The organism is Mycobacterium sp. E1386 (assembly GCF_001672745.1).
GTDB lineage: Bacteria > Actinomycetota > Actinomycetes > Mycobacteriales > Mycobacteriaceae > Mycobacterium.
Genome location: NZ_LZKH01000212.1, coordinates 21869 through 46302 on the forward strand (window position 1 = coordinate 21869; position 24434 = coordinate 46302).

General features: G+C 63.7%; 23 protein-coding genes and 1 pseudogene. 15 read left to right on the top strand and 9 right to left on the bottom strand.

Annotated elements, in window-relative coordinates; genetic code table 11:
- The first annotated feature begins 608 nt into the window (after positions 1-608).
- The 8 genes and pseudogenes from A5709_RS21665 (at position 609) to mtr (ending at position 10892) form a co-directional block, all read left to right on the top strand.
- Positions 609-971 (top strand): hypothetical protein, encoded by a 363-nt coding sequence (locus A5709_RS21665; protein ID WP_068122345.1) that lies wholly within the window; start codon positions 609-611, stop codon positions 969-971.
- Between the two features lie 372 nt (positions 972-1343).
- The gene (locus tag A5709_RS21670; RefSeq protein WP_082974330.1) at positions 1344-2762 is read left to right on the top strand and encodes a cytochrome ubiquinol oxidase subunit I; all 1419 of its coding nucleotides are present in this window, start codon (positions 1344-1346) and stop codon (positions 2760-2762) included.
- The gene (cydB, locus tag A5709_RS21675; RefSeq protein WP_068122350.1) at positions 2762-4024 is read left to right on the top strand and encodes a cytochrome d ubiquinol oxidase subunit II; all 1263 of its coding nucleotides are present in this window, start codon (positions 2762-2764) and stop codon (positions 4022-4024) included. Before A5709_RS21670 ends, cydB begins: the two co-directional genes overlap by 1 nt.
- Positions 4014-5693 (top strand): ABC transporter ATP-binding protein/permease, encoded by a 1680-nt coding sequence (locus A5709_RS21680; RefSeq protein ID WP_068122352.1) that lies wholly within the window; start codon positions 4014-4016, stop codon positions 5691-5693. Before cydB ends, A5709_RS21680 begins: the two co-directional genes overlap by 11 nt.
- Complete coding sequence (locus tag A5709_RS21685) at positions 5690-7255, top strand: ATP-binding cassette domain-containing protein (protein WP_068122356.1); 1566 nt, start codon at positions 5690-5692, stop codon at positions 7253-7255. The genes A5709_RS21680 and A5709_RS21685 overlap by 4 nt, the downstream gene beginning before the upstream one ends.
- A gap of 504 nt (positions 7256-7759) precedes the next feature.
- The gene (locus A5709_RS21690) at positions 7760-8038 is read left to right on the top strand and encodes a tryptophanase (RefSeq protein WP_231987033.1); all 279 of its coding nucleotides are present in this window, start codon (positions 7760-7762) and stop codon (positions 8036-8038) included.
- Positions 8039-8160: 122 nt separating this feature from the next.
- The gene (locus tag A5709_RS21695; protein ID WP_068122362.1) at positions 8161-9399 is read left to right on the top strand and encodes a thiolase family protein; all 1239 of its coding nucleotides are present in this window, start codon (positions 8161-8163) and stop codon (positions 9397-9399) included.
- Positions 9400-9480: 81 nt separating this feature from the next.
- Positions 9481-10892, top strand: a pseudogene (mtr, locus tag A5709_RS21700) (mycothione reductase).
- A gap of 68 nt (positions 10893-10960) precedes the next feature.
- On the opposite strand, the gene A5709_RS27740 reads toward mtr, so the two are convergent.
- The 6 genes from A5709_RS27740 to A5709_RS21725 form a co-directional block, all read right to left on the bottom strand.
- Positions 10961-11518 carry a DUF421 domain-containing protein gene (locus tag A5709_RS27740; RefSeq protein ID WP_082974332.1) on the bottom strand — a complete coding sequence of 186 codons (558 nt, stop codon included), beginning with the start codon at positions 11516-11518 and terminating at the stop codon, positions 10961-10963.
- Positions 11519-11599: 81 nt separating this feature from the next.
- Positions 11600-12028 carry a Rid family hydrolase gene (locus A5709_RS21705; RefSeq protein WP_082974333.1) on the bottom strand — a complete coding sequence of 143 codons (429 nt, stop codon included), beginning with the start codon at positions 12026-12028 and terminating at the stop codon, positions 11600-11602.
- A gap of 335 nt (positions 12029-12363) precedes the next feature.
- On the bottom strand, positions 12364-12636 hold the full coding sequence (locus tag A5709_RS21710; protein ID WP_197520214.1) for a DUF6510 family protein: 273 nt from the start codon (positions 12634-12636) through the stop codon (positions 12364-12366).
- Positions 12636-13394 carry a ferredoxin reductase gene (locus A5709_RS21715; RefSeq protein WP_068122370.1) on the bottom strand — a complete coding sequence of 253 codons (759 nt, stop codon included), beginning with the start codon at positions 13392-13394 and terminating at the stop codon, positions 12636-12638. The genes A5709_RS21710 and A5709_RS21715 overlap by 1 nt, the downstream gene beginning before the upstream one ends.
- A gap of 8 nt (positions 13395-13402) precedes the next feature.
- Positions 13403-14002, bottom strand: coding sequence for a sulfite oxidase-like oxidoreductase (locus tag A5709_RS21720; RefSeq protein WP_068122373.1), 600 nt, complete (start codon positions 14000-14002; stop codon positions 13403-13405).
- Positions 14003-14177: 175 nt separating this feature from the next.
- Entirely contained in the window at positions 14178-15545 is a 1368-nt protein-coding gene (locus tag A5709_RS21725) for an NAD(P)/FAD-dependent oxidoreductase (protein ID WP_068122376.1), read from the bottom strand.
- Between the two features lie 753 nt (positions 15546-16298).
- On the opposite strand from A5709_RS21725, the gene A5709_RS21730 reads away from it, so the two are divergent.
- Both A5709_RS21730 and A5709_RS21735 read left to right on the top strand, forming a co-directional pair.
- A complete protein-coding gene (locus tag A5709_RS21730) occupies positions 16299-16982 on the top strand; it encodes a sigma-70 family RNA polymerase sigma factor (protein ID WP_231987034.1) in 684 nt (227 codons plus the stop codon).
- Between the two features lie 238 nt (positions 16983-17220).
- Positions 17221-17532, top strand: a complete 312-nt coding sequence (locus A5709_RS21735) for a putative quinol monooxygenase (protein WP_082974335.1) — start codon at positions 17221-17223, stop codon at positions 17530-17532.
- Between the two features lie 151 nt (positions 17533-17683).
- Here A5709_RS21735 and A5709_RS21740 read toward each other — a convergent pair whose 3' ends face one another.
- Positions 17684-18295: a GNAT family N-acetyltransferase gene (locus tag A5709_RS21740; protein WP_068122382.1), complete on the bottom strand. Its 612-nt coding sequence runs from the start codon at positions 18293-18295 to the stop codon at positions 17684-17686.
- A 681-nt stretch (positions 18296-18976) separates the two neighbouring features.
- On the opposite strand from A5709_RS21740, the gene A5709_RS21745 reads away from it, so the two are divergent.
- From A5709_RS21745 to msrA, 5 genes are all read left to right on the top strand, one after another.
- Positions 18977-19492 (top strand): YkgB family protein, encoded by a 516-nt coding sequence (locus A5709_RS21745; protein WP_068122385.1) that lies wholly within the window; start codon positions 18977-18979, stop codon positions 19490-19492.
- An 82-nt stretch (positions 19493-19574) separates the two neighbouring features.
- Positions 19575-20984, top strand: a complete 1410-nt coding sequence (lpdA, locus tag A5709_RS21750) for a dihydrolipoyl dehydrogenase (RefSeq protein WP_068122388.1) — start codon at positions 19575-19577, stop codon at positions 20982-20984.
- A 213-nt stretch (positions 20985-21197) separates the two neighbouring features.
- Positions 21198-21968, top strand: coding sequence for an SDR family NAD(P)-dependent oxidoreductase (locus tag A5709_RS21755; protein ID WP_068122408.1), 771 nt, complete (start codon positions 21198-21200; stop codon positions 21966-21968).
- 82 nt (positions 21969-22050) lie between these two features.
- Complete coding sequence (gene msrB / locus A5709_RS21760; protein WP_068122391.1) at positions 22051-22545, top strand: peptide-methionine (R)-S-oxide reductase MsrB; 495 nt, start codon at positions 22051-22053, stop codon at positions 22543-22545.
- A complete protein-coding gene (msrA, locus tag A5709_RS21765; protein WP_068122393.1) occupies positions 22542-23102 on the top strand; it encodes a peptide-methionine (S)-S-oxide reductase MsrA in 561 nt (186 codons plus the stop codon). The genes msrB and msrA overlap by 4 nt, the downstream gene beginning before the upstream one ends.
- Before the next feature lie 78 nt (positions 23103-23180).
- Here msrA and A5709_RS21770 read toward each other — a convergent pair whose 3' ends face one another.
- Together A5709_RS21770 and A5709_RS28970 are read right to left on the bottom strand one after the other, a co-directional pair.
- A complete protein-coding gene (locus A5709_RS21770; RefSeq protein WP_068122396.1) occupies positions 23181-23915 on the bottom strand; it encodes an NADP-dependent oxidoreductase in 735 nt (244 codons plus the stop codon).
- 88 nt (positions 23916-24003) lie between these two features.
- The coding region (locus tag A5709_RS28970) for a hypothetical protein (RefSeq protein WP_369827390.1) at positions 24004-24434 on the bottom strand (431 nt) is incomplete at its 5' end.

Here is a 24434-nt window from a genome sequence, read left to right on the forward strand (position 1 = left end):
GATGATTCACCCCCGAGCAGGCAGCATTAATCGATATCCGCCGTCGACGCCGCCGCGAGCGTGGATCCCGCCATCGACGGCACGCTTCCGCGTCGCCGTCTCACCCGGGTGAATTGCAGGCGCGGATGACGACAGCTCGCCCACAGCGTAGACATAGTGGTCGCTGACAACCGCGTGGATCAACATCTCGACCAACTGCGGCCGCCACCGTAGGCAGTGCCAGTTCGACACCGGCCATGCGGTGAAGCGAGACATTCAGAACGGGAGACCGCATGTCGCAAAATGAGGCCACCGCCACGCCGACTGGTGGCCGGCGAAGGCTTCGAACCTTGGACATTGCGCTCATCGGTTTGGCACTGTGGCTGCTCGCGGACGCGGACACCCAACCCGCCGACAGACGGCGCTGGCCAAATGGGCTGACACATCATGCCGATGAAGGCTCACGAGCTGTGGTCGCCGGCTACTCCCTGTCAGTGGTGGCAACCGAATCGGTGAAGGCCGGTACTAGGGCGTGATCCGATATGGCTGAGGGTGTCGTATTGACGGGTGCATCCGCACTCGTGAGGACCGCACCGAAGGGGGCGAGTCGGGCGAGCAGCGTGTCGATCATGGTCATCGCGAAGGCACTGTCGGAAATCGATCTTCTGATCGCCAAATGTTGCGTCGATATCGTCGGCGCCAGCTCCTCCGGATCCGGCTCCGGCTCGGGCTCGGGTCAACGGAGTTATGAGATGGTCACGACCCCCGTCCGATTGGACACGCTCAGCGGTGATCCGTGGATGGTCATCCGCTCCACCGGTAGCGTCGAGCGCACCCATCTTGTGGTGTCCGTGCGGTTTCAGGTCGCAGACCGATTCCGACAGTGCACCTTTACGTTTCATCACGATTTCGGAGACGTCTGCCTCACCGCACAATCACCAGTGGCCACCAGGCAGCTGCCGCTGGGTCGATTCCGTCCCAATCGATACTAGGCGGCCGCATGTCACCGATCCGAATAGTCTGGGCCCGGGGTCCGACCGTGTTGGGGATCCTAGCCGTCGATGCAACCCTGGCCGGGGTCGTCGCATGACCCGTTGCACTCGGCGAGGCGACACCACACCAGACACCGCCCGTCACGAATCGTTCTGTCTGAGAACGCTTCACGCGAATCACCTGGGCGGACCGGTGGTGCGGGTGGTGACGACTCACCCCGCGCGGGGCCAGCATCATCACCCATCTCACCAAGGCCTGGGCGATGTCGACCGCCGGGAAGTGTCGGCTGGCCCGTTTCCGGTCACGGCCTCGGCCTTCGCGCACAGGTACTGCGTCGCCGGCTATCCGATCAACGGCCACGCGGACGAGAGATGTTGTCGGGTAAGAGGACTCGATTCAAGGTGGTGGGAGTTGTGTCGCCAACCCTGCTAGATGTATCCCGATGGCAGTTCGTTCTCACGATCGTGTTCCACATGACGTTCCCGGCCATCACCGTCGGGTTGTCGGTGTTCTTGGCAGTCGTTTATGGTGCGCACCTTCGCACGGGTCAGGCTATCTATCTCCAAATCTTTCGTTTCTGGAAAAGGATATTCGCCGTCGGCTTCGGGTTGGGGGTGGTCAGCGGAACGGTGATCACATTCGAGTTGGGTTTGAACTGGGGGCGTTTCGCCAGTGCCACCGGACCCATCCTGGGGCCGATCATCGGCATGGAGGTGGTGAGCGCGTTCTTCGTCGAAGCCGCATTCATCGGCGTGATGCTTTATGGCGACGGGCGAGTCAAACCCCGGACGATGATGGTGTCGTGCTGCATGGTTGCACTAGGCACGGTGTTGTCGACCCTTTGGATCCTGGCCGCCAATTCCTGGATGCAAACGCCGGACGGTTATCGCACAGACCACGGCCGGTTTGTGCCCAACAACTGGTCGTCCATCATTTTCAACCCCTCGTTCTCACTGCGCTTCCCCCACATGCTGTTGGCCGTAATCATCTCGGCCGCCCTGTTTGTTGGCGGGATCGGCGCCTACTACCTCACTCGCAGGCGCCACGACCAGTTCGCTCGGCGCACGTTTTCCATCGCACTCGGGGTTCTCGCTCTGCTCATCCCTGTCCAGTTCTTCTACGGCGACAAAGTGAGCTTCATGGACGAGCACCACCAATTAGCGAAGTTCGCTGCGTTCGAGGGTAATTGGGACTCGACCAACACCGGTTACAACCTGCTTGTGATCCCTGACCAGCCACATCAGCGCAACCGGGTGCAGATCAGCGTCCCCAAGATGGGCAGCGTAATCAGCGGCGACCTGTCTGGCCACACACCGTTGCCCGGCCAACACCAGGTTCCCCGGGATCGACAGCCCAATAGCTGGTTGGTGTTCTGGGGATTCCGGGTGATGTTCTACGCCGCCACGGTCATGCTGTTCGCCGCCGTCACCGGTGTCGTACTGCGACTGCGTGGGCGGCTGTTCGCGGCGCGCTGGTTTCACCGGTTGATGCTGTGGCTGACACCACTGGGTGTCGTTGCCATCATCGGTGGTTGGGTGACGGCCGAAACAGGACGCCAGCCCTACGTCGTATACGGGCTGCTGCGCACCGATCAGGGCGTCTCCCTTATCGCGTCACATGCAGTCCTCGCCTCGTTTTTCACCTTCCTGGTCCTGTATCTGGCGCTGTTCGGCACCTGGATCACCTATGTGGTGCGGACCGTGCGGCGGGGTCCTGACCCGCGCGATCTGGAGATCGAGCCACCAGCTCCCGCCTCCATCGCCAACGATGTTGCCGCCGGGGAGGCGTAATGGCCGCGACGATTTGGTTTTGCGTGGTGGTCGTGATCTGCCTGGGCATGTATGTGGTGCTGGACGGATACGACCTCGGCATCGGGATGCTGACCCTCACCGAACGGGATGACAAGACCCGCCGTCAGCTGATCGAGGTGGTCGCCACAGCATGGGACGGCAACGAGACATGGCTGATCCTGCTCGCGGTAACGCTTTTCGGGGGCCTGCCGACCGCCTACGGCGCCGCACTGCCCGCGCTGTACGTGCCGATCGTCGTGATGCTACTGGCGCTGGTGTTCCGCGGCGCGGCAATCGAGAGGGTGTCCAACACCGTCGGCGTCCCCCGAGGGTGGGGCTTGGCGTTCGGCGTGGGATCGTTGGTTGCGGCGTTCGCACAGGGCGTAACGATCGGCGGCGCGCTCAGCGGTATAGCTTTCACCAATGGCCAGTTCTCCGGTGGCACTTTCGATTTCATGACCAAATACGCAGTACTGACGGGTGTCACGACGGTTGTACTGTACTGCGCCGCCGGCGCGGCGTACGTGCAGCTGAAGACCACCGGTGACATGCGGGCCCGGGCTGCGTCGTTAGGTCGTCTGCTTACCCTGGCCACCGGCCTTCTCACACTCGCCTGCGCGACGCTGTTGGCGCCATGGACGCCGGTGCGCGTCGGTGCGGCGGGTACGGCGGCGACCGGGCTCGCCGTTATCGCCGCGGTCGCGGCGCTGGCAGGTCTCGCCACATCGCTGTCGGCGTTCGGCCGCGGCCCTGACGAACGTCCGCTCATCGGGATCGTAGCGGCCGAAGGGTTCGGCTTGGTGGCACTGGCATTGCTGTACTACCCGACTGCCCTGCCGCCCGGCCTCACGGTGGATCAAGCCAAGGCGCCGGCGGGCACACTGAATTTCCTGATGATCGCGTCGATCCTCAGTCTTCCGGTGCTGCTGTATTTCAACTGGTATACGCATCGGGTCTTCCGAGGCAAGTACCGCGAACCGTCGGCCACGGCGGCCCTGGCCGGATCGCGCCGCGTCGCCTCGACCGCGGCCCACAGCCCCGCTCGGCCCAGACGGCACCCCAAGCAGCGGCCGACGACGCTGCGCTGGGCCGCGAACCTAATGTGGATCGTTGCCGGGACGCTGATCGCCGCAGTCAGCGTCGGGGTGTTCGCCAAAAGCCCAGCCGGCGAAGCCATAACCCTCGTCGCGCTGGTGTTGATTGTCAGTGCCGGAGCCGTGGTGTGGTTGCGCGACGAGTTGCGGCACACCGATGCCGAGTAGCGGCTCCGGGGCCGCAACCCGGCAGGCCCAACACATTCGGCTGCACCAACTCGGTGCGCCGGGCCACGCCGACTTTCACCGGGCCAGCCTCGCCAAAACCGTGACGTCGGCACTCTTGGTGTCGCAGTGGGCAACTTTTGTTGGCGTCGTCGTCGCTGCGGTATACCGTGGCGACGGGCGAGGTGGGTTATGGGCCGGAGCGGCGCTTTTTCTCGGCGTCGCGATCGCCCGCGTCGCATGCGACACGTGGGCGCGCCGTCACGCCGAGGCCGGTGGCGCGGCCGTCGCTTCCGTGATCGCCAACGCGGTCCTCGACCGCGATCTCGGCGCCGGCATCTCGGACCCGGCGGCGCCGGCCCACCGCGCGCTCGAGCTAGCTCGGCAGATCGGTGAGCACCACGCCCATTTCGCCCCGGCCCGTCGCGCCGCGCCGTGGTGCTGCGCGGTCATCCTGATCGCCACTGCGGTCGCGCATTGGCCGGTGGCGGCGCTGCTGGCCGCCGCAACGCCGATCATTCCCGTCAACGTGCGGATGGTCGCGCTGGCGACCCACGACGCGGCGGCACGCCAATTGGCCGCGATCCGTGTCCTGTCCGCGCGACTATTGGATCGTTTTCGTGGTCTGCCTACGCTGAGCACCCTGGGCGCCATACCCGCGCAGCAACAGTCGATCACCGAAGCGGGACGCCACCTCAACAAGGCGACCATGACGGTGCTGCGCCGCGCACTGGTCGCCGGCGCGGTGCTCGACCTGGTGATCACCCTCGGCGTCGCCATCACCGCGATCTATTGCGGCTTCACCCTGCTCGGATACGTCCACATTCCCGGTTCGGGCACTTTGACTTTCGGACGGGCCCTGTTCGTGCTGATGCTGGCGCCGGCCTATTTCGCCCCACTACGGGACCTCGGTTCCGCCTACCATGCTCGGGAACAAGCGGTCGCCGCAGTCGAAGCACTAGGCGAATTGAGTCCGCCCCAGCTGCCCTCGAGAGCAAACGTGATTTCTCAGGCGCCAAGAGTGACATTGGCCGACATCTGTGTGCGCTATGGGACTGCACAGGTGTTGGATTCCGTGGACGCGGTCATCCCGGCCGGGACCATCGTGGTGGTGCGGGGCCGCTCCGGTGCGGGTAAATCGACACTGCTCGCAGTGGTAGCCGGGCTGATCCAACCCGCATCCGGAGTGGTCCGAATCGACGGCCGGCGTCCCCAGCCGGGAACGGCGAGCTGGATCGGGCAGCAAACCGTGATCCTGCCCGGGACACTGGCAGACAATCTGCGGCTCGGCAACGCCGATGCCGCCCCGGCAGCGTTGTGGGACGCCGCCGCCCGGGCCGGGCTGGGCACGTTACTCGCGCGGCTACCTACCGGGTTGGACGCCCCGATCGGTGAACGCGGTTGGGGGGTGTCGGCCGGCGAGGCGCAGCGGGTGGCCATAGCACGCGCCTTGCTGCGCGACGCAGGCTTGTGGTTACTCGATGAGCCGACCGCACACCTGGACGCCGAAAGTGAAGCCACACTGGTCGACACGCTGGCCGAGGCGGCCCGCGGCCGCACCGTGTTGATCGCCACTCATTCACCCGCACTCGCTGCCATCGCCGACCAGCAATGGGAGATCGTCGATGGGCAACTGCTGCTGACCCACGCATGGCAATCGGTACTGCCGTGACGGCGCTGTGGGGCTACCTGGGCCTGCTCGGCGGTAAAACCCTCGCCCGCATCGCAGCCACGACGACAATGTCGCTGATCGCCGCCGGCGCGACAATCGGCTTGCTCGGGTTGTCGGGAGGATTGATTGCGAGCTGTGCAATCGCCGGTTCGACAACTGCGTTCTCGGTCTATGCGCCCAGCGGCGGTGTGCGTACATTCGCGCTTGCCCGGATCCTGGCCCGCTACGGCGAGCGGCTCAGCGCTCACTCGATCAGTCTGGAGTGGCTGATTCGGTTGCGCCGCAAAGTCTTCGTCGACCTCGCGGCGCTCCCGGTCGCCGCGCAGCGGCGGTTCGCATCCGGTGAGATCCTCGACCGGGTAATGGCCGACGGTGACGCGGTGGTCGACGCATTGCCCGCAGCCGTGCTGCCGCTTTCGGCGAACGTGGTGACGGTAGCGGTCAGCACGACCGTCCTGTCGGCGATCAGTCCATTCGCTGGTACCCTCCTCGCGGCGGGAACCGCGGCGATCGTCGCCACGGAAACACACGCAGGTCGGCGGCAACGCCGCCTCGCCGCCGAGGTTGTCCGCAGTCGCGGCGCGGCCCGAGCGCAGCTGATCGCGGCATCGGCAGCGGCCAACGAACTGGTCGCCCTCGGCGCCATTGCCGAAGTGCGCAGCACCATCGCAGTCTCGATCGCGTCTGCGGCCGTAAAGCGCTGTATGGCTGATCGATTCGACCGCTGGGCGGCGGCAGCCATCTCGATTGCCCAAGCGGTGACGACACTCGGCATCGCGGCTTCTGTGCTGACAACGCCAGGAATTTCGCTGCCGAGAGCCACGCTAATTTTGTTGATGTCCATCGCCACGGTGGATCTGTTCGCAGACACGCACCGCCAGTTGCGGCAGCTGACCGGATCGGCCAGTGCGGCAACCAGACTCGCCCGGGCTGCACCAGCGAAGGTTGACCACCGGCCGTCACCTTCTGATGCCGTGACGGCGGGGGTGCGCGTCGAGATGTCGGCCACCGGCATATCGGCGCAACCGGGCGAGACCATTATCTTGCAAGGTCGTTCCGGTTCAGGGAAAAGCACTCTGCTTCGGCGTATCTCGGACCGTACTGGCGACGTCTTGCTCGACGGTCGGCCAGCATGCGAGCTGCCTGTTCGCGCGGTCGTCCTGGTCGCAGCCGACGAGCCGCTGTTCTGCGGAACCGTCGCAGAAAACCTCAGACTCGGCGACAGCGACCTGGACGACGCCGCGATCCGCCGACTGCTCGACGACGCGGGTCTCGGCGCGCTTACGCCCGACACCGCGCTAGGCGAGGGTGGTCGTGCCGTGTCCGGCGGCGAGGCGCGCCGCCTCGCGATCCTACGCGCCGTGGTTGCGCGACCCCGCCTGCTACTGCTCGACGAACCGACCGAGGGTCTCGACGCATGCACCGCTCAACGGATGCTTGGGCTGATACGACAGGAGCTGCCCCACGCCACCGTGATCGCCGCCATACACGACCGCCACAGCTCGCACCTTGCAGGTGCCGCGCGTCGTGTCATCGAGGTTGAGATGCGCCGGGGCGAGTAGATCCGGCTACACCACTGGACCTTGGCAGCTCCCGCCCGCAGAAGTCATGTTTTCCTGGGCGTCGGTCGTGGCGTCGTGGCCACCTTACGTCCGTGGCGAGGCGCTTGCCGCACCGGCATCGGGGCAGCGTGAGGACCATCTCGGAACGCCGCGCGCTAATCACCCGGGCGAGCAGACGGTTGGGGTGATGACGATTCACCCCGCGCGCGGGCACCCTCATCGAAGAGCAGATGTCGCCGGGTTCATGAGAAAGCAGGGTGCAGCCTAGCCCCGCGCTACGTGCCGACTAGACGGAACGCAAAACCAAGACGAGTGGCCCAGCCGCCGCCAGGGAGCCCGGGAAGGAAACCACGACATGCATACACGCTTGGAGGCCAAAGGTCATGGCGCTGGGTGGTTTCTGCTATGAGACGCGCCCTGGCGCGGTGCGCGTCGTCGACGACTTTTAGCCCGGCGAGTTGCGTTCCGGTCGCGCAATCGCGTCCGACGATTTCCTCGTCGATGATGTCCGATGAAGACATGGCCTGGCTACTGGTCGATGCGGTGAACTCGAGTCTGACCGGCTATGAGCGAACGGTTATCTTCGTCGAATTGGGGTGCGGAGAAGGCTATCTCGTGATCAAGCGCATCCTCACCGCGCTGCTGTCAAACCCGATCGCGTTGCCGGTATCGATCCTCTCACAGCTGGCGGGCTGGCTGAATGGCTACGCAGGCAACCCAGAGGAGCCGCAACTCCGCATCATGCTTGACGTCATTCGGCTACAGCAGTTCAAGGCGGTTTAGGTGGGTTCGCGCCAGAATCGCCTCGAAACCTCTCCGGGAAAGTGCGGCCAGGTGAGGAGGCGCGATCGCCCACTTCAGCCACACGAGACCCTTCCGACCCGATGCAGTCAACAAGGACGGCGATGACTGAGGCTTATGTTTTGGGGGGCGTGCGAACACCGTTCACCCGCTATGGTGGCACGCTGTCGGGGATTCGTGCCGATGACCTGTTGGGAAGGACGATGAAGGGCGCCTGTGAGCGGCTGGGGGTGCCGCTCGATGCCGTGGAGGACATTGTGGCGGGTTGTGTGAACCCCGCTCACGAGGGGATGGGCGACGTCGCCCGGTGGGCGGCGTTGGCTGCGGGATTTCCTGACACCGCCGCCGGGTCCACCGTGAACCGATTTTGCGGGTCATCACTTAGCGCGGCGGTGACCATCACCCACGCGATCAAGGCCGGCGACCTCGGCCTGGGTATCGCCTGTGGAGTCGAGTCGATGTCTCGATCGGGGTGGGCGTTGATGAAGGGCGAGGCCGCGTTTAGTCCCCGAGGTCCGGTCGTCATGCTCGACACCATGTGGAGCGGTGCGGGAGGACCGCCCAACGCGGTATTGCTGGCCCGCAACGCCTACATCAGCATGATCGAGACCGCGCAAAATGTCGCCGACCGCTACGCGCTGAACCGCGAGGAGATCGACGCCTTCGCACTGCGCTCCCAGCGACATGCCAAGGCCGCCCGTGATCGAGGCCGGCTGGCCAAAGAGATTATGCCGGTGCCGATCCCGGCGACAAAAACGACACCCGCCCGACTGGCGGAGCATGATGAGTTCATCCGCGATGACAGCACCGCTGAGGCGCTCGCGGCGTTACCGGCCCAGCCCGGCACCACGCAAATGACTGCAGGCAACTCCTCGCCGTTAAGTGATGGTGCCAGTGCCGTGGTCATCGCTTCCGGGAAGCGAGCCAGCGAACTCGGTGTCCCACCGTTAGCCCGAGTGGTATCGAGTGCGGTCTATGGCATCGACCCGCTCATTATGGGCGTGGCTCCCGCATGGGCGATCCCGGCCGCGATCCGCCGGGCCGGGCTCGTTCCTGAGCAGATCGACGTGTGGGAGGTCCACGAGGCGTTCAGCGCCCAGGCGCTCGGCGTGCTGCGCGAGTTGCCGAACCAGCTAGGCGGTTTCGTGGTTCCCGATAACAAGCTGACACCCAATGGCGGCGCGGTCGCGATCGGACACCCCTTCGGGGCTACCGGTACTCGCTATTTGTTGACGCTGGCGGTCGAATTGAGCGAGAAAGCTGCGCGTTACGGTGTGATTGGGGTTTGTATCGGCTCGGGGCAGGCGGTAGCGGTGGTCTTGGAAAACGTTGCGGCAGACTAAGAATAGCTGATTTTGCCCTCGCGCCGATCACGACGCGGCGCATCGAAACGACACCCCAACGATGTTACCGAGGCTTTGACTATGGATCATTTCGACGTCGCCATCATCGGCACCGGATCTGGCAACACCATCCTCGATGAGCGCTACGCTGGCAAGCGCATCGCGATCTGCGAGCGGGGCGCGTTCGGTGGCACCTGCATCAACGTCGGCTGCATCCCGACAAAGATGTTCGCCTATGCCGCCGACATAGCGCATTCGCCAGAGAATCACCACGATTCGGTGTCGACGCGCATGTCGATGCCGTCCGCTGGAACGACGTCGTCTCGCGAATATTCAGCCGCATCGACCCACTGGCGATCAGCGGCGAGCAATATCGGCGTTCCGCGCCCAACATAAAAATGTTCACGAGCCATACCAGGTTCGCTCCACCCACCAAAACCGGGCGCTATCACTTGCGCACCGATGACGGAGACGAATTCACCGCCGACCAGGTGGTCATCGCTGCGGGCGCACGTGCCACCGTGCCAGACGCGATCGCAAGGTGCGGGGTGCGATATCACACCAGCAACACCATCATGCGCAGCGCGGAGCTGCCCGAACATCTAGTGATTGTGGGTGGCGGTTTCACCGCAACGGAATTTGCCCATATCTTCTCGGGATTGGGCTCTGAAGTCACGCTGGTCATCCGTGGCGGGACGCTACTCAGCCAATGCGATGACACCTTGTGCGAACGCTTTACCGATCTCGCCGGCAAGAAATGGAACATCCGCAGCCACCGCACCGTAGTCGGCGGCATCCAAGACGACGCCGGGATCACCCTATATCTTGACGACGGTTCACGGCTTTGCGCGGACACTCTGCTGGTATCGACCGGCCGCATTCCCAATGGGGACCTGCTCAATGCAGAATTAGCTGGGGTCGAGGTGATCGACGGACGGGTGACGGTGGACGAATATCAACGGACAACCGCGCGTGGCATATATGCATTGGGCGATGTGAGTTCGCCCTACCAGCTCAAGCACGTCGCCAACCACGAGGCCCGCGTGGTCAAAAACAACCTGCTCGCGGATTGGGATGACACCGATGCGCTGATGCGCGCCGACCATCGATATGTGCCGTCGGCGGTGTTCACCGACCCGCAGATCGCGATGGTCGGCCTCACCGAAATCCAGGCCTACGCAGAAGGTTACAACGTCAAGTCGACGGTTTACGATTACGCAGACGTCGCCTACGGATGGGCGATGGAAGACACCACGGGCTTCGCCAAAATCATCGTCGATGGTGACACCGGGCTGATCCTCGGTGCCCATATCATGGGCCAGCAGGCGTCACTACTAATCCAACCCCTAATCCAAGCGATGCGCTTCGGCTTAACCGCCCAAGATGTGGCCCGTAGTCAATATTGGATCCACCCGGCTCTATCTGAGCTAGTCGAGAACGCACTGCTGGCGGTATGTGGTGGGGCGCCCCGCCCGGCGGCGCACCAACAGTGACGACCGGCTCGGCCATCTGCACAACGAACGCGTGCGCCGCCCACCCGATGCGGCAGGCCCAGGCAAGCTCACCGCGGCCCAACTCTGGGGCCTGGCCGCCGCCGAGCTGGCCCGCAACGTGCGCACGCAGCCGACGGCCCCTTCCCGTCCGTCAACAAAATCGAGATTGCGCCTTTGGCTTCGAAGATCGCTAGGTGGATACGTTCGGAGCTTTCGTGTCCGTGCTGTCGTAGTACAGCCTGGAGATCGGCAGTGGTTAGTCCGCATCGGCGCAAGTTTCGTCGGTCGACGTGGCCGTCGCGGATCAGCACTTTGAGCGGCGGATCGATTAACCGCCGAATCACCGGGATGAAGCGCAATCTCGCGAGTACTGCGTGGGCGACAAGAAGGCTGATAAGCGCCGAGGTTGCGGTCAGCCACGAGCTATCGCTGGCGGTAGCACCCCGACCGACGATGGCTCCGGCCGCCACCGCTGCAATCCAATCGAATGGCGCAAATTCGGCGAGGGTGCGGCGCTCCATGAACCGAAACAGGATCGCGGCCGTGAGGAATAACGCCGAGGCTTTGATTGCGGCATCCAGGGAGCCGAGCGGGTCACCGATCAGGGCATGAAACAGTCGGTCCACGCCCGCCTCCGTTCAAAGGTGAATCGTTTCACGGCGTCCAGTGGCTTCGGTGCCTGGGAGCGACGCTTAGCGATATGGTGCCTACTTGCCGCCGGAGCCGGCGATGGCGACGACCTCGATCTCGATGCGCTGGTTGGGCAGCGCGAGCGCCTCAACGCCCACCGCCGTCCACAACGGCAGACGTTCGCCGAACCGCTTGCGGAGCTGATCCACCATCACCGACATATGTTCATCACCAATGGATTCATCGGCCGTTGGGACGTGGTAGGAGTGAATGTTCACGACGTCGCGCCAGCTGGCGCCGGCCTGCGCGAGGGTGTTTTCGACGTTGTCGCATGCAGTGACGATCTCCTCCTCCAACGATGTGGCCGACAACGTGAAATCCGCGTCCCAGCCCCCCTGGCCGGAGATCTCGATGCGATCGCCGATGCGTAGAGCCTGGCGGTAATGGTTGCGGGTACGGGCGATCTCGCCGTATCCGGGGGTGTCGAAGAACTCGGGTTTGGCCATGCCACGGCTTCCTCTCGTCATTGATCGTTGCGGCAACGGGTTGTTGCGATTGATCTGCTTATCCGATCAGCACGGCCGGTCCAGGGGCCCGCAGCTCAGATCAACGACCACTATCGGCGCGCAGGGGGTGAGATGTCATCAACCCGCTGGGCAATTCACCCGGGCGGAAATCGTCGAGAAGATCGATCTGCGATGCCGATTCGTCATGAGCGCTCGTAGTGTTCGAGTTCGGGGACGTCACCCCGCCGACTTTGTCCCACCGTCCAATGACGCATCGGTGCAGCCATTGATGTCGGCGGTGCGCATGCGACCGGCGAGTGCGTCGAGGGACTCCATCAACCCGCCGGGATCGGGACACGCCAGGACTGGGCACCGCGGAAGTCGAGCCACACATCGGTGGGCGTTCGCACCAGCCGGGCCAGGGCGTTTCCGCAGAGCGGGCAGCGCACCACGATACCCGGAGCGCGGTGATAGACGTGACACTCGGCGAACGCGTTGGCACAACCGCACTTTCCGCAAGTCAACGCCGTGGTAGTCACATCGAAGCCCAGCACTTCCGCGAAGGCGCCGGCGACCGCGTTACCGTCGGCGTGCGTTGGTTCGGTCATCACTTCTCGTTCCTTGATTGACGGCTCGGCCCGAACCGCTCGGTCCGAATGGCAGACGGCTGATGCCCCTGCTCGATCAGCGTCGCGGTCACTGATTCCACGAATCCCGTTGGACCGCAAACATAGATGTGTGCACCGTCGGCGGGCGCCCACGCCATCAGCGCGAGGTCAGCGCCACGGACCCGGCCAAGCGGCCGGGCCGTCTGCGGCGGGGCCACACGGGTGTAGACGAGCGCAATCTGCAGCCAGTCGCATTCGCGCCCGAGCTGGGCCAACTCCTGGGCGTAGTACACATCGTTGGGACTACGCACCGAATAGACCAGCCGAAACGCGGCGCCACCCGCCGCTACCCGCTGTCGCAGCATGGCCATCAACGGCACGATTCCCGATCCGCCGCCCACGAGCAGAAGCCGAGCCTCGTCGCCAGGCCTCCAGACGAACCAGCCGCCGATGGGTCCTCGAATTTCGACCTCTTCACCGACGGGAAGTCCGGCGAGGTAGGGCGAGACTTCCCCGTCCGGGATCTGCTGCACAGTGAGCTCGATGCGCTCACCGTCGGGTGGTCTGCTCAGCGAATAGCTGCGTTGGGCGCTGTACCCATCTTCAGCGGTCAGCTTGAGATCAATGTGCTGGCCGGCCAAGTGCCCGCCCCAACCCGGCACGGTCAACGCGATCGTTTGCGCCGACTCGGTCTCGGGTTGGGAGTGCACCACACGCGCGACCCGCCAGCGCAACTTCGATTCCAGGTGGACGTCCACAGACGTCGTTAATCCCCGGCGTAGCGTTGCTCTCGCCACGGGTCCCCGTAGTTATGGTAGCCGAACCGCTCCCAGAACCCCGGTGTGTCACTGTCGCGCAGTTCAATGGATTTCACCCACTTCGCCGACTTCCAGAAATACAGGTGAGGCACCAGTAGCCGGGCCGGGCCGCCGTGCACCGCGCTCAGCGGTGCACCCTGATACGCGTAGACAATCCAAGCCTTCCCCCCGAGAAGATCGCCCAATGGGAGATTAGTGGTGTAGCCGCCGTAGGAACCGACCAGCGCGAATCCGGCAGTGGTGTCGACTGATTCGAAGAGCGTGTCCACAGAGACGCCTTCCCACTCGGTATCCAGCTTGGACCACGTGGTCACGCAGTGGATGTCCACCCTGAGCCGCTCGCTGGGGAAAACCTTGAGCTGAGCCCACGTCCACGAGTATTCGGCACCGAGCTCGTTGCGAATCGTGAATCGCCAGTCATCGAGATCGATCCGCGGAGTCGGCCCTGCTTGCAGGACGGGGAAGTCCGCGGTCAGATGTTGCCCGGGCGGCAGCTCACGGGCCGGCTCAGCGCGGCGCCCGTGAAAGCCTTTGTTGACGACACTCATTGGTGCTCCGTTTCGTGGTGGCGATCATCCCGAACCAGGCCGCAGAGGCGGATCTGCCCGCAGCCTCCCCGCCGTGGCGGCTCAACCATCAACGAACACAGGACACGGTCCTCATTGCGCCTGCAGTGAGGCGATGCAACGTCGAGGCTGATGCGTCCTGAGCGGTCCTCGAATCTCATTCTGTGCCTGCGGCTTTTGGTAGCTGGATTACTTCGCTGGCCGCGAATCGGTCCTCGGCACCACCAACCAGTCCCATTGACAACACCGTGCGGGGGAAGAAGACGTCCGTAAGATAGGCGAGTGCGACCGCCCAGCGGTTAACGAGCCGGGGAATCGCGTAGAGATGGTAGGCGCGGGCGACAACCTTTGCCGGATAGCCCGACAGGTGCACACCTAGCGGATTGGCGACGGCATAGCGCGGACCCAAGTCAACGACCAAACCCTTGTCGTTATGGCGGTATTCCTTGCGGCGGCCGTACCCTAGACTCGCGGCGACGTTGCGGGCCAACGTCTTGCCTTGTCGGGTCGCGTGCTGGGCGCTCGCCGCGGCGATCTTGCCCGGCTGGGTCAGATCCGGCACGGCGGCGGCGTCGCCCGCCGCAAACACGTCGGGGTGACCCGGTACCTGCAAGTCGGTCTGCACCTTCAGCCGGCCCCGGTCGGTTGCTAAGCCCAGCGTGGCGATCAGCGGCGACGGACTCACGCCTGCCACCCACGCTACCGTGTAGGTGCCAATACGCGAATCATCGCTGAGCACAACGTGATCAGCGTAAACCTCCTTGGTGGTCGTCCCCAGCCGCACATCGATTCCGCGAGAGCGCAGCACCCGCATCGCCGCGCCACTGAGCTTCTGGCCAAGCTCGGGCATGACACGGTCCGCCAAGTCCAGCAGCACAACCTGGACCGACGCCCGATCGAAGCCCATCTGCTTCGCCGCTGCGTCGGCGAGGGCGCGCAGCTGAGCTGCCAATTCGGAACCGGAATACGACGCACCGACAACGACAATGGTGCGCCGGGCGGCCGCGCGCGCCACGTCTTCGTCGACGAGAGCCAATTCCAATTGTTCGAGCACACGATCACGCAGATACAGCGCGTCGGCTGTCGACTTCAGCCCGTGCCCGTGAGTGGCCACACCGGGTGTACCGAACTGTCGGGTCACCGAGCCTGGTGTTAAGACCAGTCGATCCCACGACAGGGTCCGTGCTTGGCCCTCCAGATCGGTGAAGGAGAGCAGATGCCGATCGACATCGACGCTGTCGACCCGGCCGCGCACCACACGAACACCTTTGAGTGTTCCCGCCAACGGAATACAGACAAACCGAGGGTCGACCAACCCACCGGCCACATCAGCCAGCAACGGTGAGTACAGCAGGTAATCGACCGGCGAAACAATGGTCACCCTCACCTCCGAGGCGCGGGCCCTGGCTAGCCGTCGGACCAGTCCGCGTGCGCACTCGAAGGCGGCGAACCCACTGCCGACGATCACGACCGAGGTGTTCGGTTCCGCCTTCTCCGCTTGACGGCAAAGCGGGACCGCATTCATATCTCTTTCTCCTGCTTTTGGTACTCATCCACATGAGGGTCGGGGATCGATCGCACGACGCCGTAATGCTCCTTCACGACCACGACGCCATTGACCGCGGCCTTGTAGCCAGCTGTGAGAGATCTTCCGCACGAGCATCGCCCGACCCTGATCCATCTGTCACCACCCCGCAGCACGATTCACCCGGGTGATAACACTCGTGTGATGCGTTCCGGTCTCCATTCCGGTATTTCCAAAGTCAGCTCGCGCAGCGAAGCCGTGGAAGAGGTGCACTACTACCGCAGCGAGCCACAGCATTGACGGCCAACTTGAGGTATCAGGAGGCGCGCGCGCTCATCCGGATGAAATGCCTCAGCGGGTGATGACCACCCACCCCGCAGCGGTGGATGCTGGCATCGAATTAGCACGCGGAGGCGCTGTGGAGGCGACCGATGTACCGTACTCGCGGTCATGGCTGCATCACGCCGGGATCGGCCCTTGAAGGACCGCGCTTGAACGGGGCCCGTGAATCGAGAGCAGGATTCGTCAGTACGCAATTGGCCGCACACGTACAGCGGCGGAAAGAGGATGCGATGACGAGCCCCACTGCATCCAGACGCTCACTCCCTTGGTCCTTCTGGTTCTCGAGAGACTGGCCGGTCGTGGACGGCCGAGGCCCTTTCTCGCATTCGGCCGCCTTAGCTCCGCCAAGCCGTACCCAGCCTCGTCGCGCAACAATGCTTTTCGCTACGGCCGGGACGTAGCGTGTATCGCGTGCGCACGGAGTGTGCAGAGTTGCCGGACGGCCCGTTGAGCGCTCAGTTTGGAACCGCTGTCATCCGGCTCCTTGAGCCTCTCTATCGGCAAGCGCTCAGGATTACTTCCAATCGAACGGACGCCGAGGACTTGGTGCAGGAAACTGTGCTCAATGCTTATGCCGGTCGCCGGGCGTTCGAGCCAGGAACGAATCTCAATGCATGGCTGCGGCGCATCATGATCAACACCTATATCAGCAGTTATCGGAGGCAGAAGCGCCGTCCCGCGCAACATCTGACCGCTGAGATCACCGACCGACAGCTGGCGGCCAGTGCCCCACGTACGCCTGCGGACCTACGGTCGGCCGAAGACCAGGCGCTCGAGATGCTTGCAGACCCGTGTCTCAAGGCGGCAATGATGGTCTTGCCTGAGCAGTTTCGCGTCGCAGTGTATTTCGCCGACATTGCCGGTTACTCCTATAAGGAGATCGCCGCCATGACGGACACCCGGCAAGGAACCGTGGGTTCGAGGCTCAAACGCGGACGAAAACAGCTGCGCGACTTGCTGTCCGACTCGCCGCTCAGCGGCGCGGCCAGGACAATTGACAAAACCCCAAGCGAAGCGGCCGAATCTGAGCGCCGAGGCGGTCATCCGGCGGCCGATGAGCGCTGGCTCGGGCGGCTATCGGCCGATGACGACTAAAGCGAAAGTGCAATGCCCGTTTAAGGGTTTCCGCTGCCGCGTCGGCGGCAGGCCAAGTGCTTGTCGACGCGAGTTCTGATATCCAGAATGGACGTGCGGAAACTCGCCGCGAACGTCATTCATCGGCCGCCGGCCATCTTGCGCCGTCGTGGTGCACGAATGACGGTGCAAGCCAGCTAGTCACGTCGATAGCGTGGATGCACAAAGCCTTGGAGCAGACGGTGAAGGAGCGTCAACGATGTACGGCCCAGATGAAGAGGTAGTGCTGATCACCGAGGCCACGGCTTTGCCAGGCAGAAGAGATGACCTGAGGCGCGCATTTGTCGACTTGATCCCTCAGTCGCTGTCCGAAGGAGCCGTTAGCACTTTTCGGCTCCACGAAGACCGCGATCGGCCTGGGCATTTCACGCTTTACCAGCGGTTCCGCAACCAACATGGTGTCGACCTTCACGTCCAAACCGATCATTTCGCGCTCAGCGTTGAAGCGTTGGCCCAGTTCGCCGAGGACGGCCAGGGCCAGACCACCTTCTACCGGGTACTGAGCGGCTAAGCCGCCAAACTTGAACGGCAGGTCCCGAGCTGCTGCCGGAAAGCGAGGCCGATCTTGAGGCACTCGAGCTGGCAACAACGCTCACGCGCCGATGATGCTGCCTCATGAGCGTTTCGGTTAGCAGGCTGGTACAACTCTGTCATGCTAGGGGCTAGGCCGATTCCGGAGCCGGTGCACAGGCCGGCTCTGGCAGATCGAGGTCTGCTTTGTTAAGGCGGTAGATCTCAAGGGTCAGGCTGTAGTACTTGTCTGTCTCACCGACCCATTCCATGCCCACTCGACGAGCCGTAGCCACTCCGCGATGATTGCCTGGCCGCACGACTGCGAAAACCTCGTTGACACCGATATTTGTGAATGCTTGATGGGCCACCGCATGACCGGCTTCCGCACCGTAGCCGTGACCCCACAGGCTCGGTGCAACCTGCCATCCGATCTCGAGATCGGTGCGGCCGGGTGGAAGCGGAAGCAGTGCCACTCCCCCGATCAGATCGCCGGAGTCTCTATCGGTGATCGCCCACCGGCCCATGGGCAGGCCTGATTTATCGCTCTGCCGGATCCATTCGCGCAACAGCTGGCGCATGTGTGCGCGGTCGGTGATCAACGGCAGCGCCGGACACAGCCAACGCGAAACCTCCGGCGCTCCGTATATGCGGTAGGCGGCAAAATCGTCGTCGAGTTGCCATGGGCGCAGCTGGAGGCGGGCCGTTAGGATGCGTCGGGTGTCAGGGTCCCATTCGACGTGACGGTGATCGACCAATGTCATCTCCTGGGATCGTGATTAACGCATACTGCGGACATATCACCGTGATCCACGGCGCCCTTCGCGACCGCCGACCGATGCCGGCACTACCGCTGAGAACAACGACCTTCTTATGCACAAAATGCATCCGCGGGTCCCTTCCTAGTTCTCCCGACGGCTCCAGCCGCACCGTAGTCTTTCTCACCGAGCGGTGCGTAACGCCCTGACCCCGCGGCGCCCCGGAACGGGCCGACAATCGCGCCCGGTTCTGGTCGTACCGATACTGCAGCCAACCAGGTTGAGCCGTCACCACCCCAACCCGGTATTCACCCGGGTGAGTAATGCGCTACCGCGAACCAAAGCATGGATGGATCAGGCCGTGGTGGCGAGCGTCGGCGGTTTGCCAGTTGCAGCTTGCGGTCCGCGTCCGTCGTGTCGGCTGGCAATTACCGCATTGAGACACACTCAGCCAAGCGAATTGGGGTGCAGGCTGCGGGAGCAGCACCTTAGTCCGCGTATCGGCTTATCCTCCTCTCACCCGGGTGGATTGACCGCGGGGATGAGGACAACTCACCCCCTGCGCAGAGATAGTGGTCGCTGAACCGAGCCGCCCCAAGCATTAAGTAGCCAACTTCGTCGCCGACGAACGCGATAGGTGCCTGGCGGCTACGACGCGGTAAGCGTGACACACCGAACGGAGATCACATGTCACAGAATGAGGCCACTGCCGTGGTGAGTGCTTGGCGGCAAAAGTCCCGGACGACCGTCATCGCGCCACTCGTCGCGCGCTATGGTCTGGTCGTCGTCCTTGCCTGGTTCGGCGCTATGAAATTCACTCACTATGAATCCCAGGGTATTTCGCATTGGGTGGCCCATAGCCCTTTCCTGAGTTGGGTCTACGAACTCATGTCCATCGACGCCTTTGGTCGATTGAACGGATCGGTAGAACTGATTACTGCAGCATTGCTGGCCGTCAAACCCTGGTCCCCGAAAGCTTCCGTGGTGGGCGGGATATTCGCCTCGCTGTTCTTCGTGATCACGCTGAGCTTCATGGTCACCACGCCCGGTGTCGGTGAGGCGTCTGCTGGTGGCTTTCCCGTCCTGTCAGCCGACGGGGAATTCTTGATGAAGGACATCGCGCTCATCGGCTTAGCGCTGTGGCTGCTCGTCGACGCCATCGACGCGACCCGCGAACAGGCAGGCGGCCCCAAATTACGCTAACGCCCAGCGCGACGACTGCCGTTGTCAACGGCCGCCCCCTGATCGCCGGAGCATCAGGCCGCGCGGCAGAACAGGAGCCCAGATGATCCCGCGGGCCGGCGACCACTACGACCTTCTCGTCTTGGGCGCCGGTTCCGGCGGATACGTGGCGGCTATCCGCGCCGCCCAGGCGGGCATGACGGTCGGGATAGTTGAAGAACGCTATTGGGGCGGGGTGTGCCTCAACACTGGCTGTGTTCCCTCGAAGGCGCTGCTGCGCAATGCGGAAATCGCTTCCATCGTCACCCACCAGTCCGCCACATTCGGCATCTCCGGCGACGTTAGTCTCGACTACGCCCGTGCCGTGTCACGCAGCCGGGAAGTCGCCGGGGCCCGGGTGCGCGGTGTGCACTTCCTGATGCGCAAGAACAACATCGCCGAGATCGACGGACGTGGCCGTTTCATCGGTCGCCACGGCCTTCACATAGACCTAAGTGAGGGCGGCACCAGATCGGTGACCTTCGATCACGCCGTCATCGCCACCGGAGCGCGCGTGCGCATGCTGCCCGGGGTTGCCTTGAGCGACAACGTCGTCACCTACGAACAGCAGATTCTCAGCGACGATCTGCCCGAGTCGATCGTGATCATCGGCGGCGGTGGCATCGGGATGGAATTCGCCTATATCCTGCACAGTTACGGCGTACGCGTCGAGATCTTGGAATTCGCCGACCGTGTCCTTCCCAACGAAGATGCCGATGTTTCACGAGAACTTCAGCGCCACTACCTCCGCCGCGGGATCGCGATTCACACCTCCACCCGGGTGGACAAAGTCATCGACCACGGTGAACACGTTGTCGTCAGCTACACCGGCGATGACGGAGAATCCGCCCGCGTGCAGGCTACGCGGGCCTTCATCTGCGTTGGATTCCGTCCCAACGTCGAGGGAATCGGTCTCGACGCCGCCGGCGTGCGTCTTACTGCCGGTGGTGCTATCGATATCGACGACTACATGCGAACATCGGCGCCGCATATCTATGCCGTCGGTGATGTCACCGCGAAAGTGCAACTGGCCCACGTTGCTTCCGCGCAAGGCGTGATCGCCGCCGAGACCATCGCCGGCGTCGAGACCATGCCGCTGGACTACCGGATGATGCCGCGAGTGACGTTCTGCCAGCCGCAAGTCGCCAGCTTCGGATGCACCGAACAGCAAGCCCGCGCCGCTGGTCACCGCGTTCGGGTCGCTACGTTTCCCATGCAGGCCAGCGCCAAAGCCCACGGGCTGGGCGAACGCGGCGGCTTCATCAAGATCATTGCCGACGATGCGCACGGCGAGCTCCTGGGAGCGCATCTGGTGGGCAGTGAAGTCAGCGAACTCCTCCCGGAGTTGACGCTGGCGCAGCTGTGGGACCTCACCGCCACCGAGCTGGCACGAAACGTCCACACACATCCCACAATTGGCGAAGGGCTACAGGAGTGCTTTCATGCCTTGACCGGGACGGCCATCAATCTCTAGGGGCGCCAGGGCGGCCCGTCCACCCGGGTGAATGCAGCGTCGGGGTGATGACAGCTCACCCGCCCTGGCCGGAGCCTCGATACGAGAAATCGGAGCGGGATTGCGTCCGCTGGTGCGGCGTCACGGTTCGCAGCATCGCGTGTCTGGTACCGGATGCAAAAGACCGGCGGCCCAGCCGGAGCCGTCAAGGAGAGCCAGGAAGGAACCCCGAACATGCATTTTGAGGACAAGAAGGTCATTGTTGTTGGCGGCAGCGCCGGCATGGGCCGGCAGGTCGCGCTCGACGTCGTCGACCACGGCGGCAGTGCGGTGATCGTCGGACTGTCGAAAGACCGTGTCGATGACACCGTCGCCGAGCTGAAGAGCCGAGGCGGCCGGGCCTGGGGCATCGCCGCCGAGCTGACCGACCGCGCCGCGGTCGCCGAGGTAAGGCGCGAGCTTTCCGGCCAGCACAGCGACGCGACACTTTTGGTCAACGCGGCCGGATTCTTCATCCCCAAGCCGTTTCTGGAGTATGACGCGCAGACCTATGACTCATATTTGGAGCTCAACTACGCCCTGTTCTTTTTGACCCAGACCGTTGTTGCGGGCATGATCGCCAACGGTGAGGGCGGCGCCATTGTCAACATCGGCAGCATGTGGGCACATCAGGCCATTGGCCTGACCCCATCGTCCGTGTATTCGATGCAAAAAGCCGGGCTGCATGCGCTCACCCACAATCTCGCGATAGAGCTTGCCGAGCACAAGATCCGCGTCAACGCCGTCGCACCTGCCGTCGTCAAGACCCCGCTGTATGAAGGGTTCATCCCGAAGGACCAGATCGACGCCACCCTGGAGACATTCGCGCCGCTGCATCCCCTGGGACGCGTCGGCACCCCTGCCGACGTGGCCAACGCCATCGTTTATCTGCTTTCAGACCAAGCAAGTTGGGTCACCGGCGCGATCCTCAACGTCGACGGCGGCGTCATGGCCGGCCGCAACTAGCTGGAGGGGCCGCCCGGCAGGACGTCGGCCGAAACACTATGGCGCGCGCGACAATCGGCCGCGCACTCGAGAAGGAGCGATCATGTCACACCAATACAGCAAGAACCCGGCCGCGGTCGACGCGTTGAGTCCCGAGCAGTACCACGTCACCCAGGAGGACGGAACCGAGTCCCCATTCTCCGGCGAGTACTGGGCGAACAAGGAACCGGGCATATACGTCGACGTCGTATCCGGTGAGCCACTATTCGCGTCAGTCGACAAGTTCGACAGCGGCACCGGCTGGCCCAGTTTCACCCAACCCCTCGACAGCGATAACGTCATCGAAAAGCGGGACCGGAGCCACTTCATGGAGCGCGTCGAAGTACGGTCCGCGCACGGCGACAGCCACCTTGGCCACGTGTTCGCCGACGGCCCACGCGAGGCTGGCGGCCTGCGCTACTGCATCAACTCCGCGTCGCTGCGCTTCATTCACCGCGACAACCTCGAAGCCGAGGGTTACGGGAAATACTTGAGTCTGTTTATGAGCGCGGATCCGGCGGTGCGCGATGGGAGAACCGTGACCGAGTACGGCTCATGACGCACCACGAGAAGGTGGCGGTCTTGGCGGGCGGATGCTTTTGGGGCATGCAGGATCTGATCCGCAAGCAGCCCGGGGTGGTGTCCACTCGGGTCGGCTACACCGGGGGCCAGAACACACACCCCACCTACCGCAGCCATCCTGGTCACGCGGAGGCGATCGAGATCACCTATGACCCCGACAAGACCGATTATCGGACACTTCTGGAGTTTTTCTTCCAGATCCACGACCCGACCACGTTGAACCGCCAGGGCAACGACATCGGTACCAGCTACCGCTCAGCGATCTTCTATCTGGACGACGAGCAGAAGCGGATCGCGCTCGACACGATCGCTGACGTCGAGAAATCGGGGTTGTGGCCGGGCAAGGTGGTCACCGAGGTGAGTCCAGCGGCTGAGTTCTGGGAGGCCGAGCCCGAGCATCAGGACTATCTGCAGCGGTACCCGTCCGGCTACACCTGCCATTACGTGCGGAGAGACTGGAAGCTGCCCCAACCCAGCGCCGTTCGCGGTGCCCTCGGCACATCGACGCACACGAACCGCGGCGTCTGGTCGTAACCGTCGAACGTCGACGGCCGCTCGCCTGCCAGCCGTCCGGCTGGCAGGCGAGGGGAATCGCCCGTCCGGCCGGGTGGCCTATGACTCAGCGACGCGCAGCACAACCTTTCCCTTCTTCCCGCGCTGTGCGGTGCGGGCAAAAGCCTCTTTGAACTGGTCGAGCGGGAAGACCGTGTCGACCTGCGGGTGCAGGTCCGGAAGTGCCGCGAGCTGCGCTCCGTTCGGCTCGACCACGAAGTACTGCGCGCCCGGCGTCTCCGCCGCGATCGTCACGATGCGCCCCGCGCCCTCTGCGCTACGAGCGAGTGGCTCACCGCCGGTGGTGTCGAAGAGGAGGTCGCAGTCCTCTCCTTCGTCGACCAGAACCGCTCCGAGGTGCCGCGCGAGTTGAGCGGCGATGTGTCCAACTCCGCCATGCACGCCCGTGATCAGCACCCGCTGGCCGGCCGTGACCTTGCCGTGGACGACCAGCGCCTGCCACGCGGTCAGTCCGGGCATCGGAAGCGCCGCCGCTTGCTCGCGGCTCAGTGCCGAAGGCTTCGGCGCGAGCAGGGATTTCGGCACAGCGGCCCACTCGGCAGCGACGCCGTCGTGGTCGAACGGCGTCAGCGCGATCACCTCCTCACCGGTCGATTCGACGACACCGCACAGTTCATACGAGGGAATCGCCGGCAGCCGATCGGTCGACCAGGTCAGCTCATCCCGCGTGATCGCAGCGGCAAAGACTCGCACAAGCACCTCATCCGGCCCGGGCTCGGGCTGGGCAATCTCTTCAAGTCGTAGCCCGTCCGTGTGCAGACGTATCGCCCTCATGAAAATTCTCCTTCGTATGATTCTTGAGTACACCATGAATAGTTTTGATGGCCTTAGCTTTTCGGGTTCAGCTCGAGTGTCGGCACTTCTAGAGCATCACCACAACTTGCAAAACGTCAGAGACGAACAGGATCGACCGGTCGCAGGTCGTGCATCGACCGATACGGCGCGACAGCCAGCGCACCGGCGGCGCCGGCCTTAGCTCTCGCACGGTGCACTCGGCGGTGTGCTCCAACGCGTCGAGATGGCCGGCGCACACGAAGCCGCACGCATTGCCGTCCTCGTCACAGTCAAAACGCTTGCAGTGTCCGACCATGTGGAATTCGATATAGGCCGCGGCCGGCTGGTGCATAACCCGGTTGCCGTTGGACGCGGCATCGAGCATCTCGATTTCTGCCCCCAATGTCAGATCGCTTTCTTGGACAACGGGTTTCGGTGTAAGCAGCCGGCCGCGGCCTATATCGAATTCCACATGGTCGGACACTGCAAGCGTTTTGACTGTGACGAGGACGGCAATGC

Coding starts and splice junctions, on each gene's coding strand:
- A5709_RS21665 (WP_068122345.1), top strand. CDS start 609: ATGGTCATCGCGAAGGCACTGTCGGAAATCGATCTTCTGATCGCCAAA.
- A5709_RS21670 (WP_082974330.1), top strand. CDS start 1,344: ATGTTGTCGGGTAAGAGGACTCGATTCAAGGTGGTGGGAGTTGTGTCG.
- cydB (WP_068122350.1), top strand. CDS start 2,762: ATGGCCGCGACGATTTGGTTTTGCGTGGTGGTCGTGATCTGCCTGGGC.
- A5709_RS21680 (WP_068122352.1), top strand. CDS start 4,014: ATGCCGAGTAGCGGCTCCGGGGCCGCAACCCGGCAGGCCCAACACATT.
- A5709_RS21690 (WP_231987033.1), top strand. CDS start 7,760: ATGTCCGATGAAGACATGGCCTGGCTACTGGTCGATGCGGTGAACTCG.
- A5709_RS21695 (WP_068122362.1), top strand. CDS start 8,161: ATGACTGAGGCTTATGTTTTGGGGGGCGTGCGAACACCGTTCACCCGC.
- A5709_RS21705 (WP_082974333.1), bottom strand. CDS start 12,028: ATGGCCAAACCCGAGTTCTTCGACACCCCCGGATACGGCGAGATCGCC.
- A5709_RS21710 (WP_197520214.1), bottom strand. CDS start 12,636: ATGACCGAACCAACGCACGCCGACGGTAACGCGGTCGCCGGCGCCTTC.
- A5709_RS21720 (WP_068122373.1), bottom strand. CDS start 14,002: ATGAGTGTCGTCAACAAAGGCTTTCACGGGCGCCGCGCTGAGCCGGCC.
- A5709_RS21725 (WP_068122376.1), bottom strand. CDS start 15,545: ATGAATGCGGTCCCGCTTTGCCGTCAAGCGGAGAAGGCGGAACCGAAC.
- A5709_RS21735 (WP_082974335.1), top strand. CDS start 17,221: ATGTACGGCCCAGATGAAGAGGTAGTGCTGATCACCGAGGCCACGGCT.
- A5709_RS21740 (WP_068122382.1), bottom strand. CDS start 18,295: ATGACATTGGTCGATCACCGTCACGTCGAATGGGACCCTGACACCCGA.
- A5709_RS21745 (WP_068122385.1), top strand. CDS start 18,977: ATGTCACAGAATGAGGCCACTGCCGTGGTGAGTGCTTGGCGGCAAAAG.
- lpdA (WP_068122388.1), top strand. CDS start 19,575: ATGATCCCGCGGGCCGGCGACCACTACGACCTTCTCGTCTTGGGCGCC.
- A5709_RS21755 (WP_068122408.1), top strand. CDS start 21,198: ATGCATTTTGAGGACAAGAAGGTCATTGTTGTTGGCGGCAGCGCCGGC.
- msrB (WP_068122391.1), top strand. CDS start 22,051: ATGTCACACCAATACAGCAAGAACCCGGCCGCGGTCGACGCGTTGAGT.
- msrA (WP_068122393.1), top strand. CDS start 22,542: ATGACGCACCACGAGAAGGTGGCGGTCTTGGCGGGCGGATGCTTTTGG.
- A5709_RS21770 (WP_068122396.1), bottom strand. CDS start 23,915: ATGAGGGCGATACGTCTGCACACGGACGGGCTACGACTTGAAGAGATT.